Origin of the sequence: Arcicella sp. LKC2W (assembly GCF_034931005.1) — a bacterium.
In the GTDB taxonomy this organism is placed as follows: domain Bacteria; phylum Bacteroidota; class Bacteroidia; order Cytophagales; family Spirosomataceae; genus Arcicella.
In genome coordinates this window covers 1-23,949 of the sequence record NZ_JAYGIN010000011.1, presented here as the reverse complement: position 1 = coordinate 23,949, position 23,949 = coordinate 1, and the positions used below count along the sequence as shown (strand labels likewise).

21 protein-coding genes are annotated in these 23,949 nt (G+C 35.8%); 11 read left to right on the top strand and 10 right to left on the bottom strand.

Translation table 11 applies throughout. The features are described from left to right. Positions 1–10: 10 nt before the first annotated feature. Positions 11–571 carry a YcxB family protein gene (locus tag VB796_RS09850; RefSeq protein ID WP_323346364.1) on the bottom strand — a complete coding sequence of 187 codons (561 nt, stop codon included), beginning with the start codon at positions 569–571 and terminating at the stop codon, positions 11–13. Positions 572–821: 250 nt separating this feature from the next. On the opposite strand from VB796_RS09850, the gene VB796_RS09845 reads away from it, so the two are divergent. Further along, on the top strand, positions 822–1,334 hold the full coding sequence (locus VB796_RS09845; protein WP_323346363.1) for a phosphoribosyltransferase family protein: 513 nt from the start codon (positions 822–824) through the stop codon (positions 1,332–1,334). Between the two features lie 66 nt (positions 1,335–1,400). On the opposite strand, the gene VB796_RS09840 is transcribed toward VB796_RS09845, so the two are convergent. Then, on the bottom strand, positions 1,401–2,897 hold the full coding sequence (locus VB796_RS09840; protein WP_323346362.1) for an NADH-quinone oxidoreductase subunit N: 1,497 nt from the start codon (positions 2,895–2,897) through the stop codon (positions 1,401–1,403). Between the two features lie 73 nt (positions 2,898–2,970). On the opposite strand from VB796_RS09840, the gene VB796_RS09835 reads away from it, so the two are divergent. Beyond that, on the top strand, positions 2,971–3,987 hold the full coding sequence (locus VB796_RS09835; RefSeq protein WP_323346361.1) for a sensor histidine kinase: 1,017 nt from the start codon (positions 2,971–2,973) through the stop codon (positions 3,985–3,987). Positions 3,988–3,989: 2 nt separating this feature from the next. Here VB796_RS09835 and VB796_RS09830 read toward each other — a convergent pair whose 3' ends face one another. From VB796_RS09830 to rhaM, 6 genes are all read right to left on the bottom strand, one after another. After that, the gene (locus VB796_RS09830; protein WP_323346360.1) at positions 3,990–5,645 is read right to left on the bottom strand and encodes an NADH-quinone oxidoreductase subunit M; all 1,656 of its coding nucleotides are present in this window, start codon (positions 5,643–5,645) and stop codon (positions 3,990–3,992) included. A 119-nt stretch (positions 5,646–5,764) separates the two neighbouring features. Beyond that, positions 5,765–7,633 (bottom strand): NADH-quinone oxidoreductase subunit L, encoded by a 1,869-nt coding sequence (nuoL, locus tag VB796_RS09825; RefSeq protein WP_323346359.1) that lies wholly within the window; start codon positions 7,631–7,633, stop codon positions 5,765–5,767. Positions 7,634–7,847: 214 nt separating this feature from the next. Further along, a complete protein-coding gene (locus VB796_RS09820) occupies positions 7,848–8,387 on the bottom strand; it encodes an alpha/beta hydrolase (RefSeq protein WP_323346358.1) in 540 nt (179 codons plus the stop codon). 260 nt (positions 8,388–8,647) lie between these two features. Next, complete coding sequence (locus VB796_RS09815) at positions 8,648–10,024, bottom strand: FGGY-family carbohydrate kinase (RefSeq protein WP_323346357.1); 1,377 nt, start codon at positions 10,022–10,024, stop codon at positions 8,648–8,650. A gap of 17 nt (positions 10,025–10,041) precedes the next feature. After that, a complete protein-coding gene (locus VB796_RS09810; RefSeq protein ID WP_323346356.1) occupies positions 10,042–11,316 on the bottom strand; it encodes a sugar isomerase in 1,275 nt (424 codons plus the stop codon). 48 nt (positions 11,317–11,364) lie between these two features. Then, positions 11,365–11,658 carry an L-rhamnose mutarotase gene (rhaM, locus tag VB796_RS09805; protein WP_323346355.1) on the bottom strand — a complete coding sequence of 98 codons (294 nt, stop codon included), beginning with the start codon at positions 11,656–11,658 and terminating at the stop codon, positions 11,365–11,367. A gap of 46 nt (positions 11,659–11,704) precedes the next feature. On the opposite strand from rhaM, the gene VB796_RS09800 reads away from it, so the two are divergent. Next, a complete protein-coding gene (locus VB796_RS09800) occupies positions 11,705–12,169 on the top strand; it encodes a DUF6934 family protein (RefSeq protein ID WP_323346354.1) in 465 nt (154 codons plus the stop codon). Beyond that, entirely contained in the window at positions 12,159–12,323 is a 165-nt protein-coding gene (locus VB796_RS09795) for a hypothetical protein (RefSeq protein ID WP_323346353.1), read from the top strand. The genes VB796_RS09800 and VB796_RS09795 overlap by 11 nt, the downstream gene beginning before the upstream one ends. Positions 12,324–12,346: 23 nt before the next feature. Here VB796_RS09795 and VB796_RS09790 read toward each other — a convergent pair whose 3' ends face one another. Further along, entirely contained in the window at positions 12,347–14,437 is a 2,091-nt protein-coding gene (locus VB796_RS09790; RefSeq protein ID WP_323346352.1) for a bifunctional aldolase/short-chain dehydrogenase, read from the bottom strand. A 304-nt stretch (positions 14,438–14,741) separates the two neighbouring features. On the opposite strand from VB796_RS09790, the gene VB796_RS09785 reads away from it, so the two are divergent. After that, positions 14,742–15,092 carry a hypothetical protein gene (locus VB796_RS09785; RefSeq protein ID WP_323346351.1) on the top strand — a complete coding sequence of 117 codons (351 nt, stop codon included), beginning with the start codon at positions 14,742–14,744 and terminating at the stop codon, positions 15,090–15,092. 150 nt (positions 15,093–15,242) lie between these two features. On the opposite strand, the gene VB796_RS09780 is transcribed toward VB796_RS09785, so the two are convergent. Next, positions 15,243–16,754: a serine hydrolase gene (locus VB796_RS09780; protein WP_323346350.1), complete on the bottom strand. Its 1,512-nt coding sequence runs from the start codon at positions 16,752–16,754 to the stop codon at positions 15,243–15,245. A 193-nt stretch (positions 16,755–16,947) separates the two neighbouring features. Between VB796_RS09780 and VB796_RS09775 the strand changes: the two genes are divergently transcribed. From VB796_RS09775 to VB796_RS09750, 6 genes are all read left to right on the top strand, one after another. Continuing rightward, positions 16,948–17,478, top strand: coding sequence for a gluconate 2-dehydrogenase subunit 3 family protein (locus tag VB796_RS09775; protein ID WP_323346349.1), 531 nt, complete (start codon positions 16,948–16,950; stop codon positions 17,476–17,478). Between the two features lie 124 nt (positions 17,479–17,602). After that, on the top strand, positions 17,603–19,315 hold the full coding sequence (locus VB796_RS09770; RefSeq protein ID WP_323346348.1) for a GMC family oxidoreductase: 1,713 nt from the start codon (positions 17,603–17,605) through the stop codon (positions 19,313–19,315). Positions 19,316–19,454: 139 nt separating this feature from the next. Further along, entirely contained in the window at positions 19,455–20,594 is a 1,140-nt protein-coding gene (locus tag VB796_RS09765) for a DNA adenine methylase (protein WP_323346347.1), read from the top strand. Next, positions 20,581–21,687 (top strand): hypothetical protein, encoded by a 1,107-nt coding sequence (locus VB796_RS09760; RefSeq protein ID WP_323346346.1) that lies wholly within the window; start codon positions 20,581–20,583, stop codon positions 21,685–21,687. Before VB796_RS09765 ends, VB796_RS09760 begins: the two co-directional genes overlap by 14 nt. 146 nt (positions 21,688–21,833) lie before the next feature. Beyond that, positions 21,834–23,162 (top strand): glycoside hydrolase family 28 protein, encoded by a 1,329-nt coding sequence (locus VB796_RS09755; protein WP_323346345.1) that lies wholly within the window; start codon positions 21,834–21,836, stop codon positions 23,160–23,162. A gap of 288 nt (positions 23,163–23,450) precedes the next feature. Then, a complete protein-coding gene (locus VB796_RS09750; RefSeq protein ID WP_323346344.1) occupies positions 23,451–23,846 on the top strand; it encodes an alpha/beta hydrolase in 396 nt (131 codons plus the stop codon). The last annotated feature ends 103 nt before the right edge of the window (positions 23,847–23,949 follow it).

Here is a 23,949-nt window from a genome sequence, read left to right as displayed (position 1 = left end):
CACATGAAAATTATTCAGCAGTAATAAAACCTTTATCTTTTAAGATTCTATCCATTAATTTCTTATCATTGTCGTTACTGAAAACGGTAAATGGAAGATAAATAAATTGATATGAACCCATGTCCAACACGTAAGCATCTTTGTCTTTACGAGCAGTTTTAATCATATCCCACTTGATAACGCCACCTTCTGTATCTGAAATTTTCATCAAAATCTGACGACTATCAATCTCATAACGATACTTTTGGAAAAGTTGCTTGTATTGCTCCAACTGTGTAACTCCCGTAAACTGAATTGCCCAGAAAGCGATATATAAAATAGCTCCTAAAACCGTAATAACGTAAATCCAGTAGTTTGGATAGACTTTTGAAATGTTCAAACCTGCATTAATCAAAATCAAAGCCAAAGGTACAAAACCCCAATACCATTGATTTTTAATTAATTGCATCATATTTAAGCCAATAAATTTATTTTTTTCTAATGCAAATTTCTTGGTTTTAATCGCCAACGGATTGCTTGGTACTGCTTGTTGTACTCGTCTCTGTTGTCCTTGTGAGAATCCTTTTGCCATTTTTTAATGATATTTTTTGATAAATTGGATTGCAAAGGTAAAGAATTGTTCATAATTAATAGTTAAGAGAGAATAATTTATACTTTAGGAGCTTATTATTTGCATTCTTAATCCCTAAATCTCTTCCATTGGGAACTCATTTTTTAGAATTTATTTCATAAATCGCCACAGAATCATTTTTTTTGATTCCGAATACTTAATTTTACGGAAAGTATGACAAGCAAAATATCTTGTAATAAAATCAATTTCTATGACTCAATTGACCGATAACCAAATACTCAGCCATACGCAAGTTTTGCAAAAAATCAGAAGAATTGCCTTCGAGATTTACGAAAATAACTTTGAAGAAACGGAAATCGTTATTGCAGGAGTAAAAGGGCAGGGATACGCTTTTGCGAAGAAATTAGCCATTGCCCTAAACGAAATTTCAAGTATTGAAGCAACGGCAGTATTGATTGATGTGGACAAAGACGTGACCTATGAAAGTCCCGTAGAATTTGATTGCGATGAGCGTTTTCTCGAACATAAAACGATTATTGTGGTGGACGATGTGTTGAATACAGGACGCACTTTTGCATATAGCCTTTCGCCATTCTTGAGTATTCCCGTAAAAAGAATTCAAGTGGCGGTTATGGTTGATAGAAATTACCGTAGATTTCCAATTTTGGCAGATTATGTAGGCTATCAACTCTCAACAACCCTTAGCGAATATGTATCCGTTGTGTTGGATGAAGATGAAAATATGGGTGTGTATTTGAGGTGAATTTTAGGTATTAGTGGTTAGGTTTTAGGTGTTAGCCATCATGGAAATTTCTCTAATACCTAATCCCTAAAGAAAACTTACAATTTCCATTAGCCAGTCAGCCTTAAAGAATAAAATTAGAATTGGTAATATCAGAACAATTGCTAAAAAATACTGTTTTGCGTTTAGTTCAAAAACCTGATTTTCAGTTGATTCTTTGAAAAACATAAAGAATGGAATTTTCAAATAGAAGAAAATGGCAATAGCCGTATTCAACAATCCGAAAATGAATAACCAGAGTAAAATCGGCTGATTGTTTGCTTGATAAGTTTCCCAAAGTGCTGAGAATATATTTAATTTAGCAAAAAAACCTGCCGTTGGAGGAATCCCCGCCAAAGAAATCATCACAATTAACATCATCACACCATAAAAAGGGTTTACTCTACCAAGTCCTTTTAGGTTTTCAATTTTAGCTGCTTGATTTCCAATTTCACTATAATCTATCAGAAGAAATGCTGCCAAGTTAGTAAAAAGGACAGTTACCAAGTAGAAAACGATACTTGTTAGTCCCAATTGCGACATTGTTGCCAAGCCAATCAACATAAAACCAGCGTGTGCAATGGTAGAATATGCCAGTAATCGTTTGGCGTTGTTTTGCCAAAGAGCCGAAAAATTCCCGAAGGTGATACTTGCCATTGCTAAAACAGCCGTGATTGTTTGGAGGTTATTAGGTACTGCCGAATAAAAACGAATTGCTACTAAAAAACCTGCAATTTTCGGAGCAACCGAGAAAAATGCCACGACAGGTGTTGGGGCTGACTCATAAATATCGGGAGTCCAAATGTGGAATGGAGTTGCAGAAATTTTGAACAGAAATCCGCTGATTGTCAAGATAATAGCAACTGTTGAAGCTACGCCATCAATTTGAGCAATTCCTCTTGAGAAATCGGGAGATGCAATATCAAGCGTTCCCGTCATTCCATATAATAATGACATTCCGTAGAGCATAATTGCTGAAGAAGTTGCTCCAAAAAGTACATATTTTAAACTTCCTTCAATACCTTTTCGATTTTTATCAATAGCAGTAAGCATATAAGAAGCGATAGAAACCATTTCGATTGAAAGGTATATCATCAACAAGTTTACGGACATTGTCATCAAGCAAAGACCGACAACCATACTAATTAATATGGGATAAAATTCGCCGATAAAATCTTTTTTTGTGACAATAACATGAAGAAGCACGAAAATTGCTGATAGAATAATCAGGAATTTGAATAAGATAGCTTTTGAATCTAAAATCAACATTTTACCGAATAAAAAAGAATCATTGGTCGTGTAAAATTGTTGTACAATTTGATTCAGTACAATAAGTAAGACAATCACCGAAATCCCAAGCATCACATGGTTGGATTGTTGCGAATTTGATACTAATTGTTTCTTATTTTTTAAATCCTGATGCAAGAATAAATCAATCAGAATCATTATTAAAAATGACAATGAAAGAAAAACTTCAGGCGAAAGAGCTTGAAGGCTATCAATGATTTGAGCGAGTTGGTCGGGTAGTGATAAAAAATTAGTCATTATTTTTCTGCATAAACTTACTGCATTCTACTTTTATTAGTATTTTTGAACTATCCTTTTACAAAATAACACGATGCTTAAAAAGAATATACTGTTTTGGTTTGCACAATTTTGCTGCTGGACTTTAATAGCCTACACTGCTTTATCTTATAGTCCACTCCATGAAAATGACGTTACTGGACGTTTAGTTTTCTTCTTGTCGTACTTTTTTGTAGGCTTTTTAGTAGGTTATATTTACTCTTATATTTTAGAAGATATAAAACCTGATGACTTTAAAACCATTCAGTTTTTGTTATATCCCTTGCTTGGTAGTTGTTCTATTGGGCTATTCTTTACTGCCCTCGATTATTTTTTGGGAGGGCTTGGTTTCCCTGATACACTAATTGAAATATTGTCACTTTATATTCAAAATGTGTGGTTGGTTGTTCCATGCTTTTTCTTTTATCATCTTTATCACTTTTCTGTTATTTATCAAGATAAACAACAACAAACGATTAAAGCAGAGAATCTCCTACAAATATCAGAATTAGAAAATCTTAAAAAGCAATTAAATCCTCATTTTCTCTTTAATGCTCTGAATAGCATAAAGGCATTAACTATTTCTGATGGCAAGTTAGCCCGAGAATCAATCATTCAACTGTCTGATTTATTGAGACTTTCACTTAATTTAGGAGAACAGCAACGTGCAACACTTAGCGAAGAAATTCGTTTAGCTCAGAATTATTTATCTCTTGAAAAACTCCGTTTTGACCACCGTCTCAATTATACCTTCAAGATTCAAAGTGACTTAGATAATGTGTTAATTATGCCAATGTCATTAAATACATTACTTGAAAATGCGGTTAAACATGGAATCGGTCAATTGAAATCTGGAGGTGAAATTATAATATCTGCAACGGCTGAAAAAAATATAATCTCTTTGGCTGTTGAAAATTCTGGTACTTACGACCCTAAACCTAAAAGTGATGAAGGTGGTATTGGTTTAGATAATCTCCAAAAAAGGCTTGAATTACAGTACGGTGCTAAAGCTTCTTTTACAATTATAAATGACAATAAAAAAGTAAAAGCCGTAGTAAAAATGCCTTATTAATTCTAAAATAACTTCAATAATTCTGATAATGATTGATGGGTAACATCAAAAATTATATTCGGGAAAATACCAAAAATCAATGCCATAAGTGCTAATGGATAAAGCATGATTTTTTCACGGAATGATAAATCTTGTAAAGGCTCTTCTGTATGTCTTACCCAGAAGTTACCAAAGAACATTCGTTGTAATGTCCACAAGAAATAAGCCGCTCCGAGTATCAAACCAAAAGCTGCCAAAGCAGCTAACCATTTTGGTATTAAAGGACTATTGAAACCTCCCATCAAGGTAAAAATTTCACCAATGAATCCAGAAAAAGCTGGCAAACCCAAAGACGCAAAAAAAGCAATAGCAGTCATTGCCGTAAATAATGGCAATTTACTGGCTAATCCTTGATACGAATCTATGCGGCGGTCGTGCGTTCTTGAATACAAAACGCCCACTAATAAAAACAACATAGCTGACAAAATTCCGTGCGAGAACATTTGATAAACTGCTCCGTTGAAGCCTTCATTAGTCAATGACCCAATTCCGACCAAAATAAAACCCATGTGTGAAACCGAAGAATAGGCAATCATTTTCTTCAAATCATTCATGGCTAAAGCATTAAACGCTCCGTAAATAATAGATAAAACGCCAAAGCCAACAATCCAAACGGCATATTCATGGGCAATTTCTGGAAAAATAGGATAGGCAATTCTTAAAAAACCGTAACCTCCTATTTTCAACAAAATTCCTGCTAAAACTACGGAAACAGGCGTTGGAGCTTCTACGTGAGCATCGGGCAACCAAGTATGTACAGGAACTGCGGGTAATTTTATACCAAAACCAATCATCAAAAAGATGAAAGATAAAGCTCTAATCGAAAACCCTCCGATATGATTTTCAGAGAAAACATTTAGCCATGAACCCGAAACATAATTGCCTTGGTCGGGCATAAAACGGAGGTCAAAGGTATGGACAATTTGTTGTGAGGGTAGTTCTCCTTCGGCTAATAAACTCTGAATTTGGGTGATAATCTGTGGCGTAACGTCTGAAGCAGAATTAATAAGTCCCATTTGTACTGCCGTTTCTACAGGGTCAATTACTGAAAGGTAAAGTCCAATCATTACAATTAGGATAAAAATCGAACCAACCAACGTATAAATAAAGAACTTAATTGAAGCATATTCACGGCGTGGACCTCCCCAAAGCCCAATCAGGAAGTACATCGGTAAAAGCATAAATTCAAAGAATAGATAAAATAAGAACATATCTAACGCAATGAAACACCCGATAATTGAACCTGTTAAAAGTAAATAAAGCGAATAATAACCACGTTCTTTTGTACCAATTTCAAAAGAAGAAATCGCTCCGATAAACATCACAATGCCCGTCAACAAAACCATTGGCATACTGATGCCGTCCACTCCCAAAAGGTAATCTATTGAGCCAACGCCTAAGTTACCAAGTGGTAAGGTTATCCAATCGTATTGTTCAAGAAACTGATAGTCAGCCACTTGTTTATCAAATTGAAAATATACATAAGTACAAAGGAGTAATTCGATACCCGTAATAATCAGCGTAACCCATTTGAAGTACGGAACAAAACGCTCGGGCGTGAAAGCCAAAACAAGCGATGCAACGATGGGTAAAAATATGAGTAATGATAAAATTGGCATTTTTATAATGTTAAATGCAGTCGCTTGCCTCTGGCAAGTGACGATTATTACAAGGCTTCCAGCCTAAAAGATTTTAACAGACTATCAAAAGAATAGTCGGGGTAGTCAAGCGACAATTATTATGTCAAAATGGTAAAAAGGATTAAACCAATCAACCCCAAAAAAGCCAAAGCAACGTACAGTTGTACTTTTCCGCCTTGCGTCGAACGAGTAACCCGCCCGACAATTCCAGAAGAATAAGCCAATCCATTGGGAACACCATCAATAATTTTGGCATCAAACCAACCGATAAATTTGGCAATAAATACTTGTAAATCAGCCAAAAAATTCACGATGTTATCCACAAACTGTTGGTCGAAAATTTGTAAATAACCTGATAATCTAACCGTAGGATTTACAAATAGTTTTTGGTAAAAAGCATCAAAAGTTGGTAAACCTGAGAATGTTTTATGGCGAGTTAAATATCCAGCCGTTATTCCGATGAAAGCGAATACGGTTGAAATAATAGCGATTAAATGATTTTCTTCAAATTTTCCTCCAATAAAATCACCAAACCAACCATGTTCAATGCTCAATGGATTTGAGCTAAAAGCAAAGCCTGTTGAGAGTATAGCCAATAAACCAATTGGTAATTTCATTTTCCATGAGCCTTCATGGATATTATTAGGATTTACTTTTTCATTTCTAAACTCTCCAAAGAAAACCATCCAAACTTGGCGACTCATGTAAAAGGCTGTCAGAATTACACCTAAAAGGATTGTTCCTAAGAATATTTTACTAAAAATAAGATGATTCAGCTCATCAAACCAAAGACTTAAAATACCATCTTTCGATAAAAAACCAGAAAACACTGGCAGACCCATCAAAGCCATAGAACATACCAAATAGCATACAAAAGTAAAGGGCATTTTCTTTCTTAATCCACCCATTAAACGCATATCTTGAGCGTCAAAATCGTGTCCTGCATGATGTAGAGCATGAATTATAGCCCCCGCAGATAGAAAAAGTCCTGCTTTGAAAAATGCGTGTGTAAGCAAATGAAAAGTAGAAAATTCTGTTCCAAGACCCAAAACCATTAAGCCTAATTGCGAAACCGTTGAATATGCCAAAGTCTTTTTAATATCCGTTTGGAAAATAGCATAAACTGAGCCCAAAAGCATTGTAATTGCTCCAATTGCAGCAACTATCTCTAAAGCATTTATGCTAAACATGGGTTGAGTCCGAATCAATAAATAAATTCCAGCCACCACCATGGTAGCAGCGTGAATGAGGGCAGATACTGGCGTTGGACCTTCCATTGCATCGGGTAGCCACGTGTGCAATGGAAATTGAGCCGATTTACCGATACAACCACAAAAAAGTAAAATACAATAAACCGTTGGTAATTGACATTGTGATAATGTTGTTAAATCAACGGATTGATTATTATAAAAATAGACTGCAAAAATCCCAATTAAAAATCCTGCATCGCCAATTCTGTTCATCAAAAAGGCTTTTTTGGAGGCTTGCACGGCTTCGGGTTTTTTATACCAAAAACCAATCAGTAAGTAAGAACTTAGTCCCACTAATTCCCAAAAAGCGTACATTACAAAAAGATTGTCCGTCAAAACAATGCCCAACATTGAAAACACAAAAAGACTCAAAAAACCAAAATAACGGTATTGGTCAGGGTCGTCGTGCATATATTCAAGTGAGAAAATCTCCACTAAAAGGGCAATGAAATTAACCAAAACCAACATCATCAAAGTTAGTGAATCAAATAAAAAACCGAATTTGTAGGCTTTATCATTGATAGAGAACCAATCAAAAACAAGGTGATTTTGTGGATTATGAAGGTTTTGAAGAAGAAAGTAAGCGGAAAAAGCAAGATTTAGCCCCGTCAGTCCGACCGTCAGCCAACCTGCTAAAGTATTATTTTTTCTACCAAGAATCATTGGCAAAATGAAGCCAAGAAGCGGAGTGAATAATATAAACCAGATGATAGGCATTTATTTAGAGAATATTGAAATGTTATTCTGAGTTTTCTATAAAAAATCCTTAAATACGAAGGAATTTCTTATAAAAGTTCAATTTTGGTGTAAAGATACGACTGAAAATGAATTCGTACTCATGGATAATTGATAAAGTCTATTAAAATTATGGAGTAATATTGCACAAGCAGTGTGGATTTATTATGCTGAAAACAAAATCAGTGGTCTATATTTAATCCAATTCTTTCAAAAGGGACAAGCCCAAATCCCAATTTCCCAAATTAGAATCGCCATTGATATGCCCTAAATTATTGAGAATAACCAATTTACTATTCCATTTTTCAGCGAAGAATTTTGCTCGTTCAACCGAAACATAAAAATCGTCGTCAGACGTTACCGTAATGGTTTTGAAGGGTAGGGGAGAAGTTGGCATCGGTGCAAAACCTGTTGTGCCACTTGGGTAAGAATCTGCCTCTGTGTCGCTTGGAGCAACTAATAATGCTCCTTGAATGGGTGTTTTATATTTGGCTGCCCAATAGCCAATGGTTGAACAAGCCAAACTATGTCCAACCAAAATGACATTTTCTGCACCAATTTCTTGAATTTTTTCCTCAATTTTTTTTATCCAATCTTCACAAACTGGCGTATCCCAATCTGCTTGATTAACCCTAATAAATGAAGGGAAAAGGGCTTCCCAAGCTGTTTGCCAATGTTTTGCACCTGAATTACCGAGTCCAGGTAGAATAAGAATTTGTGAATTGAATGTGTACATAATTTTATAAGTAAATGTACTTAGTTTGTTTTGTAAGTATTTATAACTACATTTGTAAACGATTTCACAAATTTAGTGATTGAATTGTGAATTTAACAGAGCAAAGTGATTAAACGCCCCCAAATTCGTTTAATCACTTTTTTTTTGTAGTCACTACAAAAGAAGAACCCTAATTGCAGAAATTTTATCAGCTAACGGATAAATTCCTGCCATTAGGGTTCTTTTCTTTGTTTTAACGCTTTTAGGGTTTAGCGTTAATTCTACACAACAAAATGCTTCAATTCAATAAGGTTTTGCGGTAACGCTTTTGTATTCCAATCTTGATGAATCGACAAAGCTGCTCCTAAAGAAGTTGCCTGAGCCACAGAAGCCGCATAAACTTCCATTTCTGGAAAAGCTTTGGCCAATAAATTCATAAAAATCTCATTTTTCCCAAATCCACCATCTACAAATAATTTATTGACTGGAGCGTTATGCAAAACCAATTCTGTTGAAAGCAATTGTTGCGAAACAATGTCTAAAATCAATTGGTGGTAAGCTTCTTCGTAAGTTTCAAAAACGCTTAAATCACGTTGCCCAAACAAAGACTCCTGCATGGGTGGTCGTCTTGCACCTCTGAGCGATTCTCCCGTATTCAGATTTTCATGTTGTAGTTTTTCTATCGACTCAACTTGATACTTTACCGTTTTGAAATAATCATTCGGTTTCTGAAAATGTATCGCTAATCGCTTTGTTTGTTGCTCATGTTCATTACCCGCAAACAGACGTGAAGCCTTTACTGGTTTGCCCGTGTATTGCATATACGCAAGACAATCATATTGTAATTCCTCAGTGGTAAGTGGAATATGATTGAATGGATTTAAGCTAATGCACCAAGTTCCCGTAGAAATCAAAACGAAAGGTTCATTGAAGGTTTCCAAATACGGAATCAATGCCGAAGAACTATCATGTAAACCTGTTCCAATTCTGAGTGATGGATAAGTAGAGGTAACAAAAGATTCATTTTGAAAATTAATAGGAGCTAATTTCTCCAAAATCTCTTCTTTTTCAAGCCATTCGTGGTACTGATTTTTTTCAAAATTCCACAAATTGGTATGACAACCAATACTGGTAATATCGCTAAAATATTTACTCGTAAAGAGGAAATGTAAAAACTGAGGTAAATGCAAAGAATGGTGAATCTGAGCAAATAAAGCAGGTTTTTCGTATTTCAAACGATATAAAACCATACCCGAATTAAGATTTCCTAAAACTGGGGAAGCCGTTTGCTGGGCAAAGCGTAATTCTCCACCATAAGTATCATAAAACTGCTTTTGGAGCGTTTCTGAATATGGTTTTAGGTAATTATAAAGCGGCGTAATAACTTCTCCTGCTGAATTGAGATGCACAAAACTTGCTCCATAAGTAGAGAAGTTGAGTGCTTTTATTTCGTATTCATCAAGTGCTGAAACTTCCTCGAATGAAGATGTAACCCAAGATTTTAACAAATCGACATCTTCGCAAGGGTCGCCATCTTCATCTTGGGTTTCAGGAAATTGCATTGATTTCTCGAAAACTATCTCATAGTTTTCGTTGAAAAAGAATATTTTTTTATTTGTTTTGCCAATATCAAAAATGGCACATACGGGAATTTTCATTTTATAAACAAAGGATTTTATAATCCCGTAGCAATCGTTTTGAAACCTCTTTCTTTGATTAGATTTTCTCTAACTTTCAGATTTCTAAATAGTCCGATTGGGTTTAATGCACCACCCGCACGTAAGCTTGCCTCTGCAACCAAAGCTCTAACGTCAGTACGGAAAGCATTTTGTGAAATCTCTTGGCAACGAACCGTATCGTTCTCATTCTGAGCGACTTCTAAGGCTTGTCTGTCCACAGAAAGTGCTTGTGCATACGCCATCATGATAGCCTCAACAGATTGTAAAAGGTCTTCTAATGGGTCTTTTACGTTGTGCGATGCGTCAATCATCCAACCTAAATCTTTGGCATGATTCATATTTCTTGCGTTCATTCCTTCCACTAATTCATTGAAAATCAAGAATAATTGGTAAGGTTTTAATGCACCCGCCGTTAAATCGTCATCACCATATTTAGAGTCGTTGAAGTGGAAACCTCCTAATTTACCTTCCATCAACAATAAAGAAACGATTTGCTCAATATTGGCATTTGGTAAATGGTGTCCTAAGTCAACTAATGTATAAGCTTTCTCGCCTAATTTGCTTGCGTATAAAAGTGATTGTCCCCAATCTCCAACAGTTGTTGAGTAGAAGTTTGGTTCTGCACATTTATATTCCACAAACATTTTCCAATTTGAAGGTAAAGCTGCATAAATTTCTTGCAAACCTTCCAATGTATTTTGGAATGCTTTTCTGAAATTTAATTGTCCTGGAAAACAAGAACCGTCTGATAACCAAACTGTTAATGAGTCTGAACCTAATTCAATACCGTGTTTAATTACTTCAATGTTGTGGTCAACCGCTTGTTTACGGATGGCTTTATTAACATTTTGTAACGAACCAAATTTATAACTTAACGCTTGGTCTGCTTGGTCTTGGAAAGTGTTTGAATTTACTGCATCAAACTTCAAACCGTGTTGAGCGGCTAAGTTTCTGATAGCATTTGCGTCAGTTGGGATGTCCCAAGGAATGTGTAATGAAATTGCTCCTGACGATTGGTTCAAGGCATGAAGAAGTCCAACATCTTCAATTTTTTCTTCCAATGAACGAGGCTCGCCCCCACCTGGGAAACGACCAAAACGAGTTCCACCCGTACCCAAAGCCCATGAAGGAATAGCAATTTGGAAATCAACTAATTGTTTGATAATTGCCTCACTATTGTCAATTTCAGAAGTGCTGAAATCTAATTTTCGTTGGTGAGTTTTTAGATTATCGTCGTTATATTGTTCTATTAAAGATTTTGAGATTTGCATTTTTTTTGTTAGTTTTTAGCCGAAAGCTGATAGCTGACAGCCAAGGTTTTAAGCTAAATAAAATACCTCTTTTAATGGAATACTCACAGGTGAATTATCAGGATTTGCGTCCATAATATCGCCCATATATGCCCACCAACGTTGCATTACTGGATGCTTGGGAAGTTCGTCCAAAGCAGCGGGGTTTTCGATGGTTAGTACACCAAATAAAGCGTAAGTTTCTTCGTCTAAAAAGATAGAATAATCCTCAACGCCTGTGGTTTTTAACAATTCTGTGAGTTCTGGCCACAATTCATCATGCCGACGCTTGTATTCGTCTGCCTGACCTCGGTGGAGTTGCATTTTGAAGGAAACTTTGGGCATGGGTGAAATTTTATTAATTTTGTTTATGGAAAAACCAGTATATCCAATTTATTTTGCACCAGATGAATACTGGTACGAATTTGACAGTGTAAGCGAAAATAAAATAATTAGGAAAGTAGTATTTTATACTTTGTTCGATGAAATGCCAGATGTTTTGCCTGACACTTATCAATTAGTTTTTGGAAATCTTTTACCTGACAATAGAATTGATACAGTTGATAAAAGTAATAATAATGATATGAAAGTAGTCTTAGCAACTGTAATTCAAACCTTAATGTATTTCCTTGAACTAAATCCACAATTTTCTGTTATTTTTACAGGTAGTACACAATCACGTACCAGACTTTACAGGGCTACAATTTCAAAGCTCCTTGCCAGCCTTGATGATTCGTATATTATTGAAGGGCTAACATTCGATTTAGAAAAAGAGTTATTTAGTCCCAATAAGCACTATTTTGCATATTTAATTTCAAAAAAACATGGAAACTAAAATCAAATCTTTATTCCAGTTAGACCGTTCAAATTTCACGCTTGACCCATCATTAAGTGGTAAATATGAAAAAGCCATAAATTCTCCTGACGTAATTAGAATGAGAGAAGAACTTCGTGCTATCACAAGTAAAGTAAAAGGTTTTCCGAAATGATATTCGGAAAACCTTTTTTGTTTTTATCTCACAAAAGCCATCGCTACACCGCCATCAACGTTCAATACGTTTCCTGTTGATTTGCCTAAAAGTCCACCTACAAAGGCGAAACAAGCATTAGCAATATCATCTGGTAAAATAGCTTCGTTCAATAACGTTCTTTTTGCATAATAAGCTGGTAATTCTTCAATCGTGATTCCGTAAGCCTTCGCACGACCTTCTGCCCATCCGCCTGCCCAAATATTTGAGTCAGCAATAACAGCATCTGGATTTACGGTATTTACTCTGATTTTATCACCACCCAATTCAGCCGCATTCAATCTTGAAAGGTGCAATTGAGCCGCTTTTGCTGAACCATAACCTGCGTTATTTGGACCAGAAACCAAAGCATTTTTACTTACAATATTTACAACGTCTCCGCCAATTCCTTGTTTACGCATTACCGCTACGGCAGCTTGTGTTACGAAGAATTGTCCTTTTACCAAGATGTCGTACAATTTATCCCAATCTTCAAGGGTATGGCTTTCAATTGGTTTTGAGGTACTAATTCCTGCATTGTTTACAATAATATCAACTCCTCCGAATGCCAAAGAAGCGGCATCCATAGCTGAAGCAATACTTGTATTATCAGTTACGTTCAACAAAGTTGTAGCTACTGAATCTTTACCAAATTTCTTGATAAATTCTTCTTTTGCACCTGCTAAACGTTCTTCGTTAATATCATTCAAAATTACGCAAGCACCTTCTTCTGCAAATTTCTTAGCAATTGCTTTTCCAATTCCACCCGCTGAACCTGTTACCATCGCAATTCTTCCTGAAAGAGCTTTTGGTTTAGGCATACGTTGTAATTTTGCTTCTTCCAATAACCAATATTCAATATCAAATGCCTCTTGGTGAGGTAAAGATGTGTATTCAGAAATGGCTTCAGCTCCTTTCATTACATTGATGGCATTAATGTAATATTCAGAAGCTAAACGTGCCATTGTCTTATCCTTTGCAAAGGTAAACATACCAACACCTGGGTAAAGAATTACCACTGGGTTAGGGTCACGCATGGCAGGAGAATTAGATTTTTTACAAGCCTCATAATAAGCCTTATATCCTTCTCTGTATTCTGCAAAAACGCTATCTAAATACGCTGAATCTTCAACTTGTGCTGGGTCTAAAACCAAAGGAGCGATTTTAGTACGCAAGAAGTGGTCAGGACAAGATGTTCCGAGTGGAGCAAGTTTCGCTAAGTCATTAGAATTGATGAATTCTAAAACACGTGCATCATCTGTAAAGTGACCAATCATTTTACGTTCTGATGAACAATATCCTCTTAACGTTGGAGCAATGCTTGCTGCTTTTTGTGTTCTATCTTCCGAAGAAAGAGACTCAATTTTTTGTCCTCCAAAAACATTTTTGTAATTAGATTCTAAATATTCAGCACATTTTTCAATCACATCGAGCGTATTTACATAGCTATCATAAGCTGTATCTCCCCAAGTGAAAAGTCCGTGTGAACCCAACATGATACCTTTTAATTTGATACCTTTTGCAGCCGCTTCGTTCAGACAAGTACGTAATTGTAAGCCTAAGTCGAAACCTGGACGTTGCCAGCCTACCCAACCGATTTCTCCGTTGAATAATTCTTCTGTGATTTTTGCACCGTCTTTTGCCGCCGCAATCGCAATCGCAGCATCTGGGTGAAGGTGGTCAATGTGTTGGAATGGAAGAAATCCGTGCAAAGGCGTATCAATAGAAGGAGCTTTTGAGGCTAAATCAAAAATACAGTGGTTGAATAATTCTACCATTATATCTTCTTTTTCGATGCCCTGATAAACATTTTCCAAAGCCAAAAGCCTTTCCATGTACAAAGCAGCACAGCCCGACTTGGTTAAAGTACCGATGTCTCCACCAGAGCCTTTAATCCACATCACCTCAACGTTGTTTCCCGTGAGTGGGTCTTTGTCTATAATTTTCACGGAAGTGTTGCCTCCGCCGTAATTTGTCAATCTTAAATCTGCCCCTAATAAGTTAGAGCGATAGATAAATAATGCCACTTCGTCGCCCGCTAATTCGGCCGCCTTGGCTTCGTCCCAAAGGTAAGAGACGTGTTTGTAGGTTTTCATGATTTTCTATAATTGAATTGATACAAAACTATAATTACGCCCAATGCTAACCGTCCTGTACTATCATGTGGGAAAGTCTATTATATTTTGATAACTAAGTCAGAGTTCAGAACAAGGAAGTAAGAATTTTAAAGGAATATTATAAAGAAGAATCACGAATAGAATACACCATTTCTCCGTTCCTTATTCCTTGTTCTAAAGTCTTAAATAATATTTGAGATTACGATATAACCACCTAAAATATATAACTGTTTTTGCGTAATTCTTGATAAAATCTTACCTTGTACACAAACACAATTAAACCATGAAAAAAGGACTTATTATTCTATTATTGGTACTTTGCTACCAAACAAAAGCACAACAAATTTTTGTAAATGGGCAAAACTTGACGACACTCAAGAATGTAAATTATATTACGGTAAAAGCTCAAAAAACGTGGATGGCAACTCGCCTTTCGGCATTTTTGGATTATGGACAAGGAACTTCCGAACGTGAGCAAGAAATGACAGATGCTAATAAGAAATCTATGTTTTTTAAAAGCAGAGTAGATATTTTCAACCTTCTTGACCGTAATGGGTGGGAATTGGTTGATAATTACGAAGAAACGAAAGATGGAAAAACGTATATTTTACATATTTTTCGTAGGAAGAAGTGATTTTATTTAGAGAATAGAGGTTAGATTTTAGAGAATAGATGATAGAGGTTAAAGTACAGACTTTAGAGAATAGATATTTCTTAATTCTATCATCTGAAATCTATTCTCTATTCTCTATTCTCTATTCTCTATTCTCTATTCTCTAAAAAATCACTTCCGTTTAAATTCCACCTCCCCCGCATTCGGGAAGGTAGCTATAATTTTATCAATATCCCCTTTGAGATTGGTCAGAAAACTGAACGTTATTCCCTCCAAGAAATCCGTTCCTTCAAAATAATCATAATGAAAATGAGTCAGTTCAACTTGTTTGTTGTGATAAAATGCTCGCAAACCTTTATCCGTCTTGAAAATTTGTAGCGTCCCATACGCAGGATGCTCGTAAACGCCCGCATAATAATCAATTGGGTGCGACATCATTGCCCCCATTTTACGACTGGCATTATATTCTTTCTTCTTCTTTTCTTCCTCAAATTTGGCATCATCACGGTCTTTTTTCAAGCGAGAATTCCAATCTATCGTATTAAAATTTAGTAAATTATCCGAAATATAATTGGTGATAATATTAACAAAATTATAATCTACCGCACCTGTATTAGTAGTAATGAAAATGCCTAAATTACTATTGGGGAAAATGGTCATTTGTGAGCGAAAACCTTCAATTGAACCATTATGTTGGCGGCGTTGATTGCCTCGGTAAACATTCATATTCCAGCCCATTCCGTAAGAAGAAAAACCTAATTCTGGATATTTTGCTTCGGTTGGATACACTACTTGAAGAGGCGTGTGATTTTCTCGAAGATTCTTTTCTGACACAATTTGCTTATCGTTAAATTTCCCGTTTTGCAATTGCATCAAAAGCCAATTAGTCATATCCACCGCAGTAGATTTTATTGAACCAGCCGAACCAATCGCATCTACATTACTCCCAAAACCAGCTTCGACAAATTGTTCATTTTCTAACTTATAAGACATCGCATAGTCTGGGCTTCTAAACATTTCTGAGTAAGTCAAAACCGTGCTTTTCATTTCTAAGGGCGTTAGAATTTTTTCTTTGACAAAAGTCTCCCAAGTTTTTCCAGAAATTCGTTCAACCAATACACTCGCCACCATATACATGAGGTTATTGTATTGATATTGAGCGTATAATGGTTTTGAAGGTTTGAGATATTTTAGGTTTTTGAAGATAGTTTCTCGGTCATTATTCGCAAAAAGCCAAATAAAATCATGGCGTGGTAAGCCTGTTCTATGCGAAAGTATGTCCCGTGCCGTTATGTTTTTCGTTGCTTCGTCATCATACAACTGAAAATCGGGCATATATTCTTTGATAGGTTTGTTCCAGTCCAATTTTCCTTCATCCGCTAAAATTGCCAATGCTGTTGCCGTAAAAGACTTAGTACACGAAGCAATTGGGAATAAAGTATTGACGGTATTCGGAAGATTTTTCTGGGTGTTTTTCAAACCAAAAGCAAAAGTGTAATACGGTTTTCCGTCTTTTACGATAGAAATAGAAGTGGCTGGAACTTTCCATTCTGTCATCATTTGCAATACAAAATTGTTGATATTATTGAGTGTATCGGCTTGGGTAGATGTTCCTTTTCTTTGAGCAAAATTGGTATTGAAAGAAAGCAAGAAACACGTAAAAATCAGTAGTTTTAATTTCATCTAAACTTATTGTTGTAATGTGGGTTTAATAATAGCTTTGAAGATATAAATAATGTGTATGCAGGTGCAAAGGTAATTTGTTATTCACGATTTAGTAAAGTTCTTTCTTGAAAACCTACAAAACATACGCAATATTTAACAAATATAATTTACTTTTGAACCAACGAAATTTAACATCTTTTCAAGACAAAATATGAATCGTAGAGAAGCCGTACAAAGAGTAGCCCTGATGATGGGAGGGGTACTCGCAGCCCCACTCATGGCGGGCGTAATGGGGCAGGTAACCAATACTGGAACAAGCGTAGCCGTTACAGCCGAACAAGAAGCACTTTTAGCGGAAGTTGCTGATATTATTATTCCAACAACAGATACCCCAGGAGCAAAGGCAGCAGGCGTTGAGAAATTTATCGTGCGTGTTATGCGTGATTGTTACAAAAAAGAAGACCAAGATAAGTTTTATGCAGGTTTAGCAAAATTAGAGGCTGATAGCCAAACAAAGTTTGGTAAAGGTTTTATCGCTTTAGATACTGCTCAGAAAAACGAAATGGTAAAACTTTCAACAACGGAAGACAAACCTTTCTTCTTGAGAATGAAAGAATTGACCGTTACAGGATATTTTACGTCTGAAATCGGAGCAACCAAAGCTTTGGCATATTTACCAATTCCAGGGAAATTTGAAAGTTGTGTTCCTTTGAAAGCAGGACAAAAAGCGTGGGCTCTCTAAATAATGATGAATTATGAGTTATAAATTATGAATTTTTATACAGTAAATTGATATCTAACTTCATACTGTATTTTGAAATACTCATCATTCATAACTCATCATTCATAACTCATAACTTAACAACATGAACTTAAATATAGATGCCGTAAAGGCAATGACCTACGATGCCATCGTAATTGGCTCGGGTATATCAGGCGGATTTGCTGCCAAAGAATTAACAGAAAAGGGTTTACGTGTTTTAATGCTTGAAAAAGGAAAGCAACTCGAACACGTAACAGGCTACGAAAACGCCATGAAAGACCCTTGGGAAATGAAATACAATGGTCGTTTGACGATTGAGCAAAAAGAAACGCACCCCAAATTAGCCCGTGATTATCCGTACAACGAAATGACGGAAAAATACTGGATGAACGATTCTGATTCATTATACAAAGAAGAAAAACGTTTCGACTGGTATCGTCCAAACATCGTAGGCGGGAAATCTATCATGTGGGGTCGTCAGTCTTATCGTTTGAGTGATATTGACTTTGAAGCCAATTTGAAAGACGGAATTGCCGTTGACTGGCCAATTCGTTACAAAGATGTTGCTCCGTGGTATTCTTACGTAGAGAAAATTGTGGGTATTTCTGGGGAAAAATTAGGTTTGCCACAATTACCAGACGGTGAATTTTTGCCAGCAATGGAAATGTTTTGTGTAGAGAAAGAAGTTAAACAACGTATGGAGAAAAATTTCCCAGGACGTAATTTAACGATGGGACGTGTTGCTAACCTTTCAGCAGCTAAAAAAGCACAAACAGACATTGGTCGTGGAGCGTGTCAATACCGCAATAAATGTTCATTGGGTTGTCCTTTTGGAGCGTATTTCAGTACCCAATCTTGTACGCTACCTTATGCTGCCAAAACAGGAAGATTGACATTAAGACCTGATTCGGTAGTAACGGAAATCATGTACGATGAGAAAAAACAAAAAGCTACGGGTGTACGTGTGCGTGATGCCGTAACGATGCAAGACCGTGAGTATTTTGCTAAAATTATTTTCGTTTGTGGTAGTGCATTAGGTTCAACAGCTTTGATGTTAAATTCAACGTCACATCGTTTCCCGAACGGAATGGGTAATGACTCTGAACAATTAGGACATAATTTGATGGATCACCACTTCCGTACTGGTGCATCGGGTGTTTGGGAAGGAGATTTAGATAAATATTACTCAGGTCGTCGTGCCAATGGTATTTATGTGCCACGTTACCGTAATATTGGTACAGATAAACGTGATTATTTACGTGGATTCGGTTATCAAGGTGGCGGTAGTCGTCAGGGATGGCAACGTAATATTGCCGAGTTGAGTTTTGGAGCTGACTACAAAAACGAAGTAACCGAACCAGGGGCTTGGACAATGGGTTTTGGTGGTTTTGGTGAAACGTTACCGTACTACGAAAACCGTATGTTCCTCCACAAAACGGAAAAAGATAAGTGGGGAATGCCAATTGTGGTATTTGATGCAGAATTGAGAGAAAATGAAAAGAAAATGCGTATTGATATGCAAAATGATGCCAAAGAAATGTTGGAAGCATCGGGCTTGAAAAACGTAAGAGGATATGACAACGGTTCGTATTTAGGAATGGCAATTCACGAAATGGGAACGGCTCGTATGGGACGTGACCCTAAAACGTCTGTTGTGAATGCACACAACCAAGTACACGCTGTGAAAAACGTATTCATGACCGACGGTGCTTGTATGACTTCTGCATCATGCGTGAATCCATCATTAACTTACATGGCATTGACGGCTCGTGCAGCAGATTTTGCGGTGAAAGAGTTGAAAAAACAGAGTTTATAGGATAAATAAAGTCGTAAAAAAATCCCCTTGGCGTTTTCTGAGGGGATTTTTTTGTGGGGTTTATTAATCAAGTTACACTTTATAGATTTAAGAATAGTAAAATTAAAGTTTATCAAACACTTCAAAAAATAGATTAACTTTGTCACAAATAAACAAAGAAATCGGGCTTATGCTTTTTGAAGAATATCAGTATTTTAATTACCAATTCCCTGAACCTCAATACTTAGGGGCAAAGCATACCTTTTTGCCTTGGATAAATCAGTATATTCCCAATAATGTAAACACTGCCATTGATGCTTTTGCGGGTTCTCAATCTGTTTCTTTTCTTTTTAAACAGTTAGGTTTCAAAACTCTAACGAATGATTTTCTTAATTTCAATAATCAAATTGGATTGTCTTTAATTGAGAATAAAAAAGAGATATTGACACAAAATGATTTAAAATTACTATTTCAACCTGCCCAAAATAAGCAAGATTTTGAACTGATAGAAAATACTTTTACGGATATTTTTTTTGAAAAAAGTGAAGCCCAGTTTTTAGATAATTTTAGAGCAAATATCTCATTGTTAGATAATTCATACAAGCAAGCACTTGCCTTTACGGTAATGAACCGAAGTATGACAAGGAAAATAACGATGGGACATTTTGGTCATACGCAAGCATTGGTGTATGCAAACGACCCTGAAAGAGTGAAACGAAATAGAAGTTTAGTAAGACCGCTTAGAGAGATTTTTGAAGAAATATTACCAAAATATAATAAAGCAATATTTGATAATAAACGGGATAATAAAAGTTATCATCAAAATGTATTAAACCTTATTCCAACCTTGAAAAAAGTGGATTTAGCCTATTTTGACCCACCTTATTGTGATAGTCACGCAGATTATCAAGGTTTTTATCACTTATTAGAAACTTACACAGAATACTGGAAAGACAAGGAATTTGTCAATGGAATTAAGCGTTATGAACCCCAACGATTTAGTGGTTTTGACAAGAAAAGAGATGTGATTGCATCATTTGAAAAACTTTTTGAAGTATCGGAAGAAATCCCGCATTGGTTAATTAGTTATAACAATCGTAGTTATCCAGGCATTGAGGAATTTGAAAAACTAATTTCAAAATATAGAACGGTAAAAGTTGAAGCTAAAACCTACCAAAATGGTAGAGGAGGCAAGGGAAGTGTTGCGGGAAGTCAGGAAATATTGTTTGTCTGCAAACCTAAAAAAATACATTTTATCTCATTAAAACAGGAAGAACACTTAGTCAATGAAGGATTTTAATTATTGGAAAAATCTCTACGAAAGCGAAAAACTCGAAGAATTTAGTAGTGATAATGTCGGGCTTTTATGGCTCAAAACCAAGTCGATTGTCAGGAAAGAATTAATTGCTGATTTTCTCAAAATTAATAAGATTACCCTTCATGAAACTTCATTAGCGAAACAATTTGTTGAATTATTTGATTTGCTTTGTCTGGATATTTCAAAATCTCAAACCATTTTAGATGAATTTATAAAGTCTGAAAATCAGGAACAAATCAAAGGGCTTGATACCAAACAATTGGTTTCGGAACTCTATAAACTCAAAAATTTTGAATGGGGTGGTGATTATCAAAACTCGTTGGATAAATATTTGGTAAGTCGGTATGTGAAAGTGCATAAATCTTTTGATACGTTGATGTCAAAGTTTGAAACTGAAATAAGTGCTGCCGTTCAAGGTTATGTTTTGAATAGTTGGTATAATCATTGGAGTAGCATTTTAATTGAACATATTTTCAAATCTCACCCAGCGGTTTTGCCAACGGTTGGACAAATTAAAGGCGTTGATTTTTTTATTAATAATATTCCATTTGACTTGAAAGTAACTTATTTGCCCGCAGAGTTTATCAAACAGAAGCGTAAGGAAAAAGGATTTCCAGTTGAATTAACGTTTCTGAAAAATAAAGCAAAAGAGGCAGGAATCACCTTTGATAAAACCGCTTCTGCAAGTGATATTTTTTACGAAATAACGGAAAAAATGAAAGACAGAAATGATAAATTCTGTGCTGATGTTATGGAAACGTTGAAAAGGGAGAAACTTGAAATATTACAAGCAGTTCAAGATAATCCTAAAATATTGGCAAGCTGGCTTTATGAAAATCAAGGTGAAATGCGGTTTGGTTCAGAAAACAGATTGTTTCTTGTATTGGTTGATACCGATGACTTTAACAACTCATGGAAATTAAAGAGGAATCTTGATTTGTTACGACCAACAGTCTTAAAGTATTTGGATAATTTCAAAGACAAGAAAATCGAAGACTTGAAAATAACGTTTGGATATAAAGGAAAATCTCAGACTTTTACGGCATTATCGGATATAATATTTGTCGTGAAATAGTCGAATAAAAATCCCCTCTGATTAATTTCAAAGGGGATTTTTATATTATTCCTCCTCAAAAATAAGTAAGTTCCCTCCACAAACTGCTTAATAATCGCAAGGACATATTAATCTCTTCATTCCTAAAAATATTTTCAAATTCAATAATGAAAAAAAACATTATCATTTTAACGTATTTGCTAACTTTTTCTTGGCAAATCATGGCTCAAAAATCTACTCAAAATATTTTTCCTGATGGTACTAAAATCCCTAAATGGTTTTCGGATACTGCTAAAATTCAGTTGAAACAATTGGGCAAACAGTTTGTCATTACGCAGTTTGGGGCGGTGAATGACAGTACGCTCGTGCAAACGGAGGCGATTCAAAAAACGATTGATGAAGCTGCTAAACAAGGCGGAGGCGTAATCATTATTCCCAAAGGTACATTCATGAGCGGGGCTTTGTTCTTTAAACCAAAAACCCACCTTTACGTATCGGATGGGGCAATTTTGAAAGGCTCTGATAATATTGCAGATTATCCAAAAATGCCTTCACGAATGGAAGGGCAAAGTTTGGATTATTTCACGGCTTTGGTGAATGCGTACCGAGTGGACGGTTTTACGATTTCGGGGAAAGGAACAATCGACGGCAACGGATTACATTATTGGGAAGCCTTTTGGGCGAGACGTAAAGAAAACCCGAACTGTACAAATTTGGAAGTTTCTCGTCCTCGTTTAGTATTTGTTTGGGGTTGTAAAAACGTGCAAGTACAAGATGTAAAATTGCATAATTCGGGATTTTGGACGAGTCATTATTACCAATGTCAGAACGTGAAAATCTTGAATGTGCATATTTATTCGCCTTACCAACCCGTGAAAGCCCCAAGTACCGATGCCATCGACTTGGATGTTTGCTCGAATGTCTTGATAAAAGGTTGTTATATGTCGGTAAATGATGATGCTATTGCCTTGAAAGGAGGAAAAGGACCTTATGCCGACAAAGTGCCAAACAACGGTGAAAATACCAATATTATCATTGAAAATTGCGAGTTTGGTTTTTGTCACTCGGCTTTGACTTGTGGAAGTGAGGCAATTCATAACAAAAATATCGTGATGCGTAATTGTTATGTCAATGAAGCGAGCCGAGTTTTATGGTTGAAAATGCGTCCAGATACCCCTCAATTGTACGAATTTATCAGCGTAGAAAATATCAAAGGACAAGCAAAAAGCATGATTTACGTAAAACCTTGGACACAATTTTTTGACTTGCAAGGTCGTAAAGATGCCCCAGTTTCTTACTGCGACCATATTAATTTGAAAAATATTGACCTCAAATGTGATGTGTTTTTTGACGTTGCGATTTCAAAACAAAGCGTTTTATCAAATTTCAATTTTGATAATCTGAACATTGAAACTAAAAATGGCAAAATCGACAAAAGTGTGGTAAATGGTTTTGCTTTGAAGAAAGTCAAAATTAATAAAGCTTTGGTGGAGTAAGACAGGTTTCTAACCTGTCAAAAAATCCCCACAGATTGATTTCTGTGGGGATTTTTTACGTAATTATCTACTTTCCGTCGCACAACCGCCGACAGGGCAAAAAGCCGCTGTCAGGGTTGAGTCCGAAACCCTGACAGCGGCTTTTCGCCCTGTCGGCGGTTATTTTCTTGATTGCGACAAATAGTAGATAGTTTTGTTTTTTATGAATAACCTGCAAAACCTCACATTATTCTTGCGTAAATCAAGGTATCTTCAATTTTCATTTTCATCTAATTCCCAATAAACCTCATGAAATCGTTTTATCAATCAATCTTGCTAATTCTTTGTGGTGTGTATTCTTTCTCAGGAAATGCACAAACCATTAAATACTATCAATCATTTGATAATCAAAGAATTGCTTTTGAAGATACAGGAAAAGGAAAACCCATTTTGCTCTTACACGGTTTCATTAATACTGGGCAAAATTGGCGAAGAACTCAGTTGTATAAAAATTTGATTGCTAAAGGTTTTCGAGTAATTGTTCCAGATATGCGTGGAAATGGGAAATCGGACAAACCGCATGAAGATAAATTTTATCAGCATGAAGCGGAAGTAAAAGATTTAATAGGATTAATGAAATCGTTGAAAATCAGAGATTATTCTCTTGTTGGATATTCGAGAGGAGCTATTAGACAACTTTCTTAATTGACATTTAGGTACTTTTGTTATAAACAACTGATTATGAACGATAAGTATAAATTATTGCAAGACAATCCAAAGATTTGTAAACGTCTTTTTGGGATTAAAT

What these genes read in the sequence shown, in the direction of transcription:
- VB796_RS09770 (WP_323346348.1), top strand. Translation starts at nt 17,603, where the DNA reads ATGAACTTAAATATAGATGCCGTAAAGGCAATGACCTACGATGCCATC.
- VB796_RS09775 (WP_323346349.1), top strand. Translation starts at nt 16,948, where the DNA reads ATGAATCGTAGAGAAGCCGTACAAAGAGTAGCCCTGATGATGGGAGGG.
- VB796_RS09755 (WP_323346345.1), top strand. Translation starts at nt 21,834, where the DNA reads ATGAAAAAAAACATTATCATTTTAACGTATTTGCTAACTTTTTCTTGG.
- VB796_RS09795 (WP_323346353.1), top strand. Translation starts at nt 12,159, where the DNA reads ATGGAAACTAAAATCAAATCTTTATTCCAGTTAGACCGTTCAAATTTC.
- VB796_RS09760 (WP_323346346.1), top strand. Translation starts at nt 20,581, where the DNA reads ATGAAGGATTTTAATTATTGGAAAAATCTCTACGAAAGCGAAAAACTC.
- VB796_RS09830 (WP_323346360.1), bottom strand. Translation starts at nt 5,645, where the DNA reads ATGCCAATTTTATCATTACTCATATTTTTACCCATCGTTGCATCGCTT.
- VB796_RS09800 (WP_323346354.1), top strand. Translation starts at nt 11,705, where the DNA reads ATGGAAAAACCAGTATATCCAATTTATTTTGCACCAGATGAATACTGG.
- nuoL (WP_323346359.1), bottom strand. Translation starts at nt 7,633, where the DNA reads ATGCCTATCATCTGGTTTATATTATTCACTCCGCTTCTTGGCTTCATT.
- VB796_RS09780 (WP_323346350.1), bottom strand. Translation starts at nt 16,754, where the DNA reads ATGAAATTAAAACTACTGATTTTTACGTGTTTCTTGCTTTCTTTCAAT.
- VB796_RS09845 (WP_323346363.1), top strand. Translation starts at nt 822, where the DNA reads ATGACTCAATTGACCGATAACCAAATACTCAGCCATACGCAAGTTTTG.
- VB796_RS09750 (WP_323346344.1), top strand. Translation starts at nt 23,451, where the DNA reads ATGAAATCGTTTTATCAATCAATCTTGCTAATTCTTTGTGGTGTGTAT.
- VB796_RS09785 (WP_323346351.1), top strand. Translation starts at nt 14,742, where the DNA reads ATGAAAAAAGGACTTATTATTCTATTATTGGTACTTTGCTACCAAACA.
- VB796_RS09850 (WP_323346364.1), bottom strand. Translation starts at nt 571, where the DNA reads ATGGCAAAAGGATTCTCACAAGGACAACAGAGACGAGTACAACAAGCA.
- VB796_RS09820 (WP_323346358.1), bottom strand. Translation starts at nt 8,387, where the DNA reads ATGTACACATTCAATTCACAAATTCTTATTCTACCTGGACTCGGTAAT.
- VB796_RS09840 (WP_323346362.1), bottom strand. Translation starts at nt 2,897, where the DNA reads ATGACTAATTTTTTATCACTACCCGACCAACTCGCTCAAATCATTGAT.
- VB796_RS09815 (WP_323346357.1), bottom strand. Translation starts at nt 10,024, where the DNA reads ATGAAAATTCCCGTATGTGCCATTTTTGATATTGGCAAAACAAATAAA.
- VB796_RS09835 (WP_323346361.1), top strand. Translation starts at nt 2,971, where the DNA reads ATGCTTAAAAAGAATATACTGTTTTGGTTTGCACAATTTTGCTGCTGG.
- VB796_RS09790 (WP_323346352.1), bottom strand. Translation starts at nt 14,437, where the DNA reads ATGAAAACCTACAAACACGTCTCTTACCTTTGGGACGAAGCCAAGGCG.
- rhaM (WP_323346355.1), bottom strand. Translation starts at nt 11,658, where the DNA reads ATGCAACTCCACCGAGGTCAGGCAGACGAATACAAGCGTCGGCATGAT.
- VB796_RS09810 (WP_323346356.1), bottom strand. Translation starts at nt 11,316, where the DNA reads ATGCAAATCTCAAAATCTTTAATAGAACAATATAACGACGATAATCTA.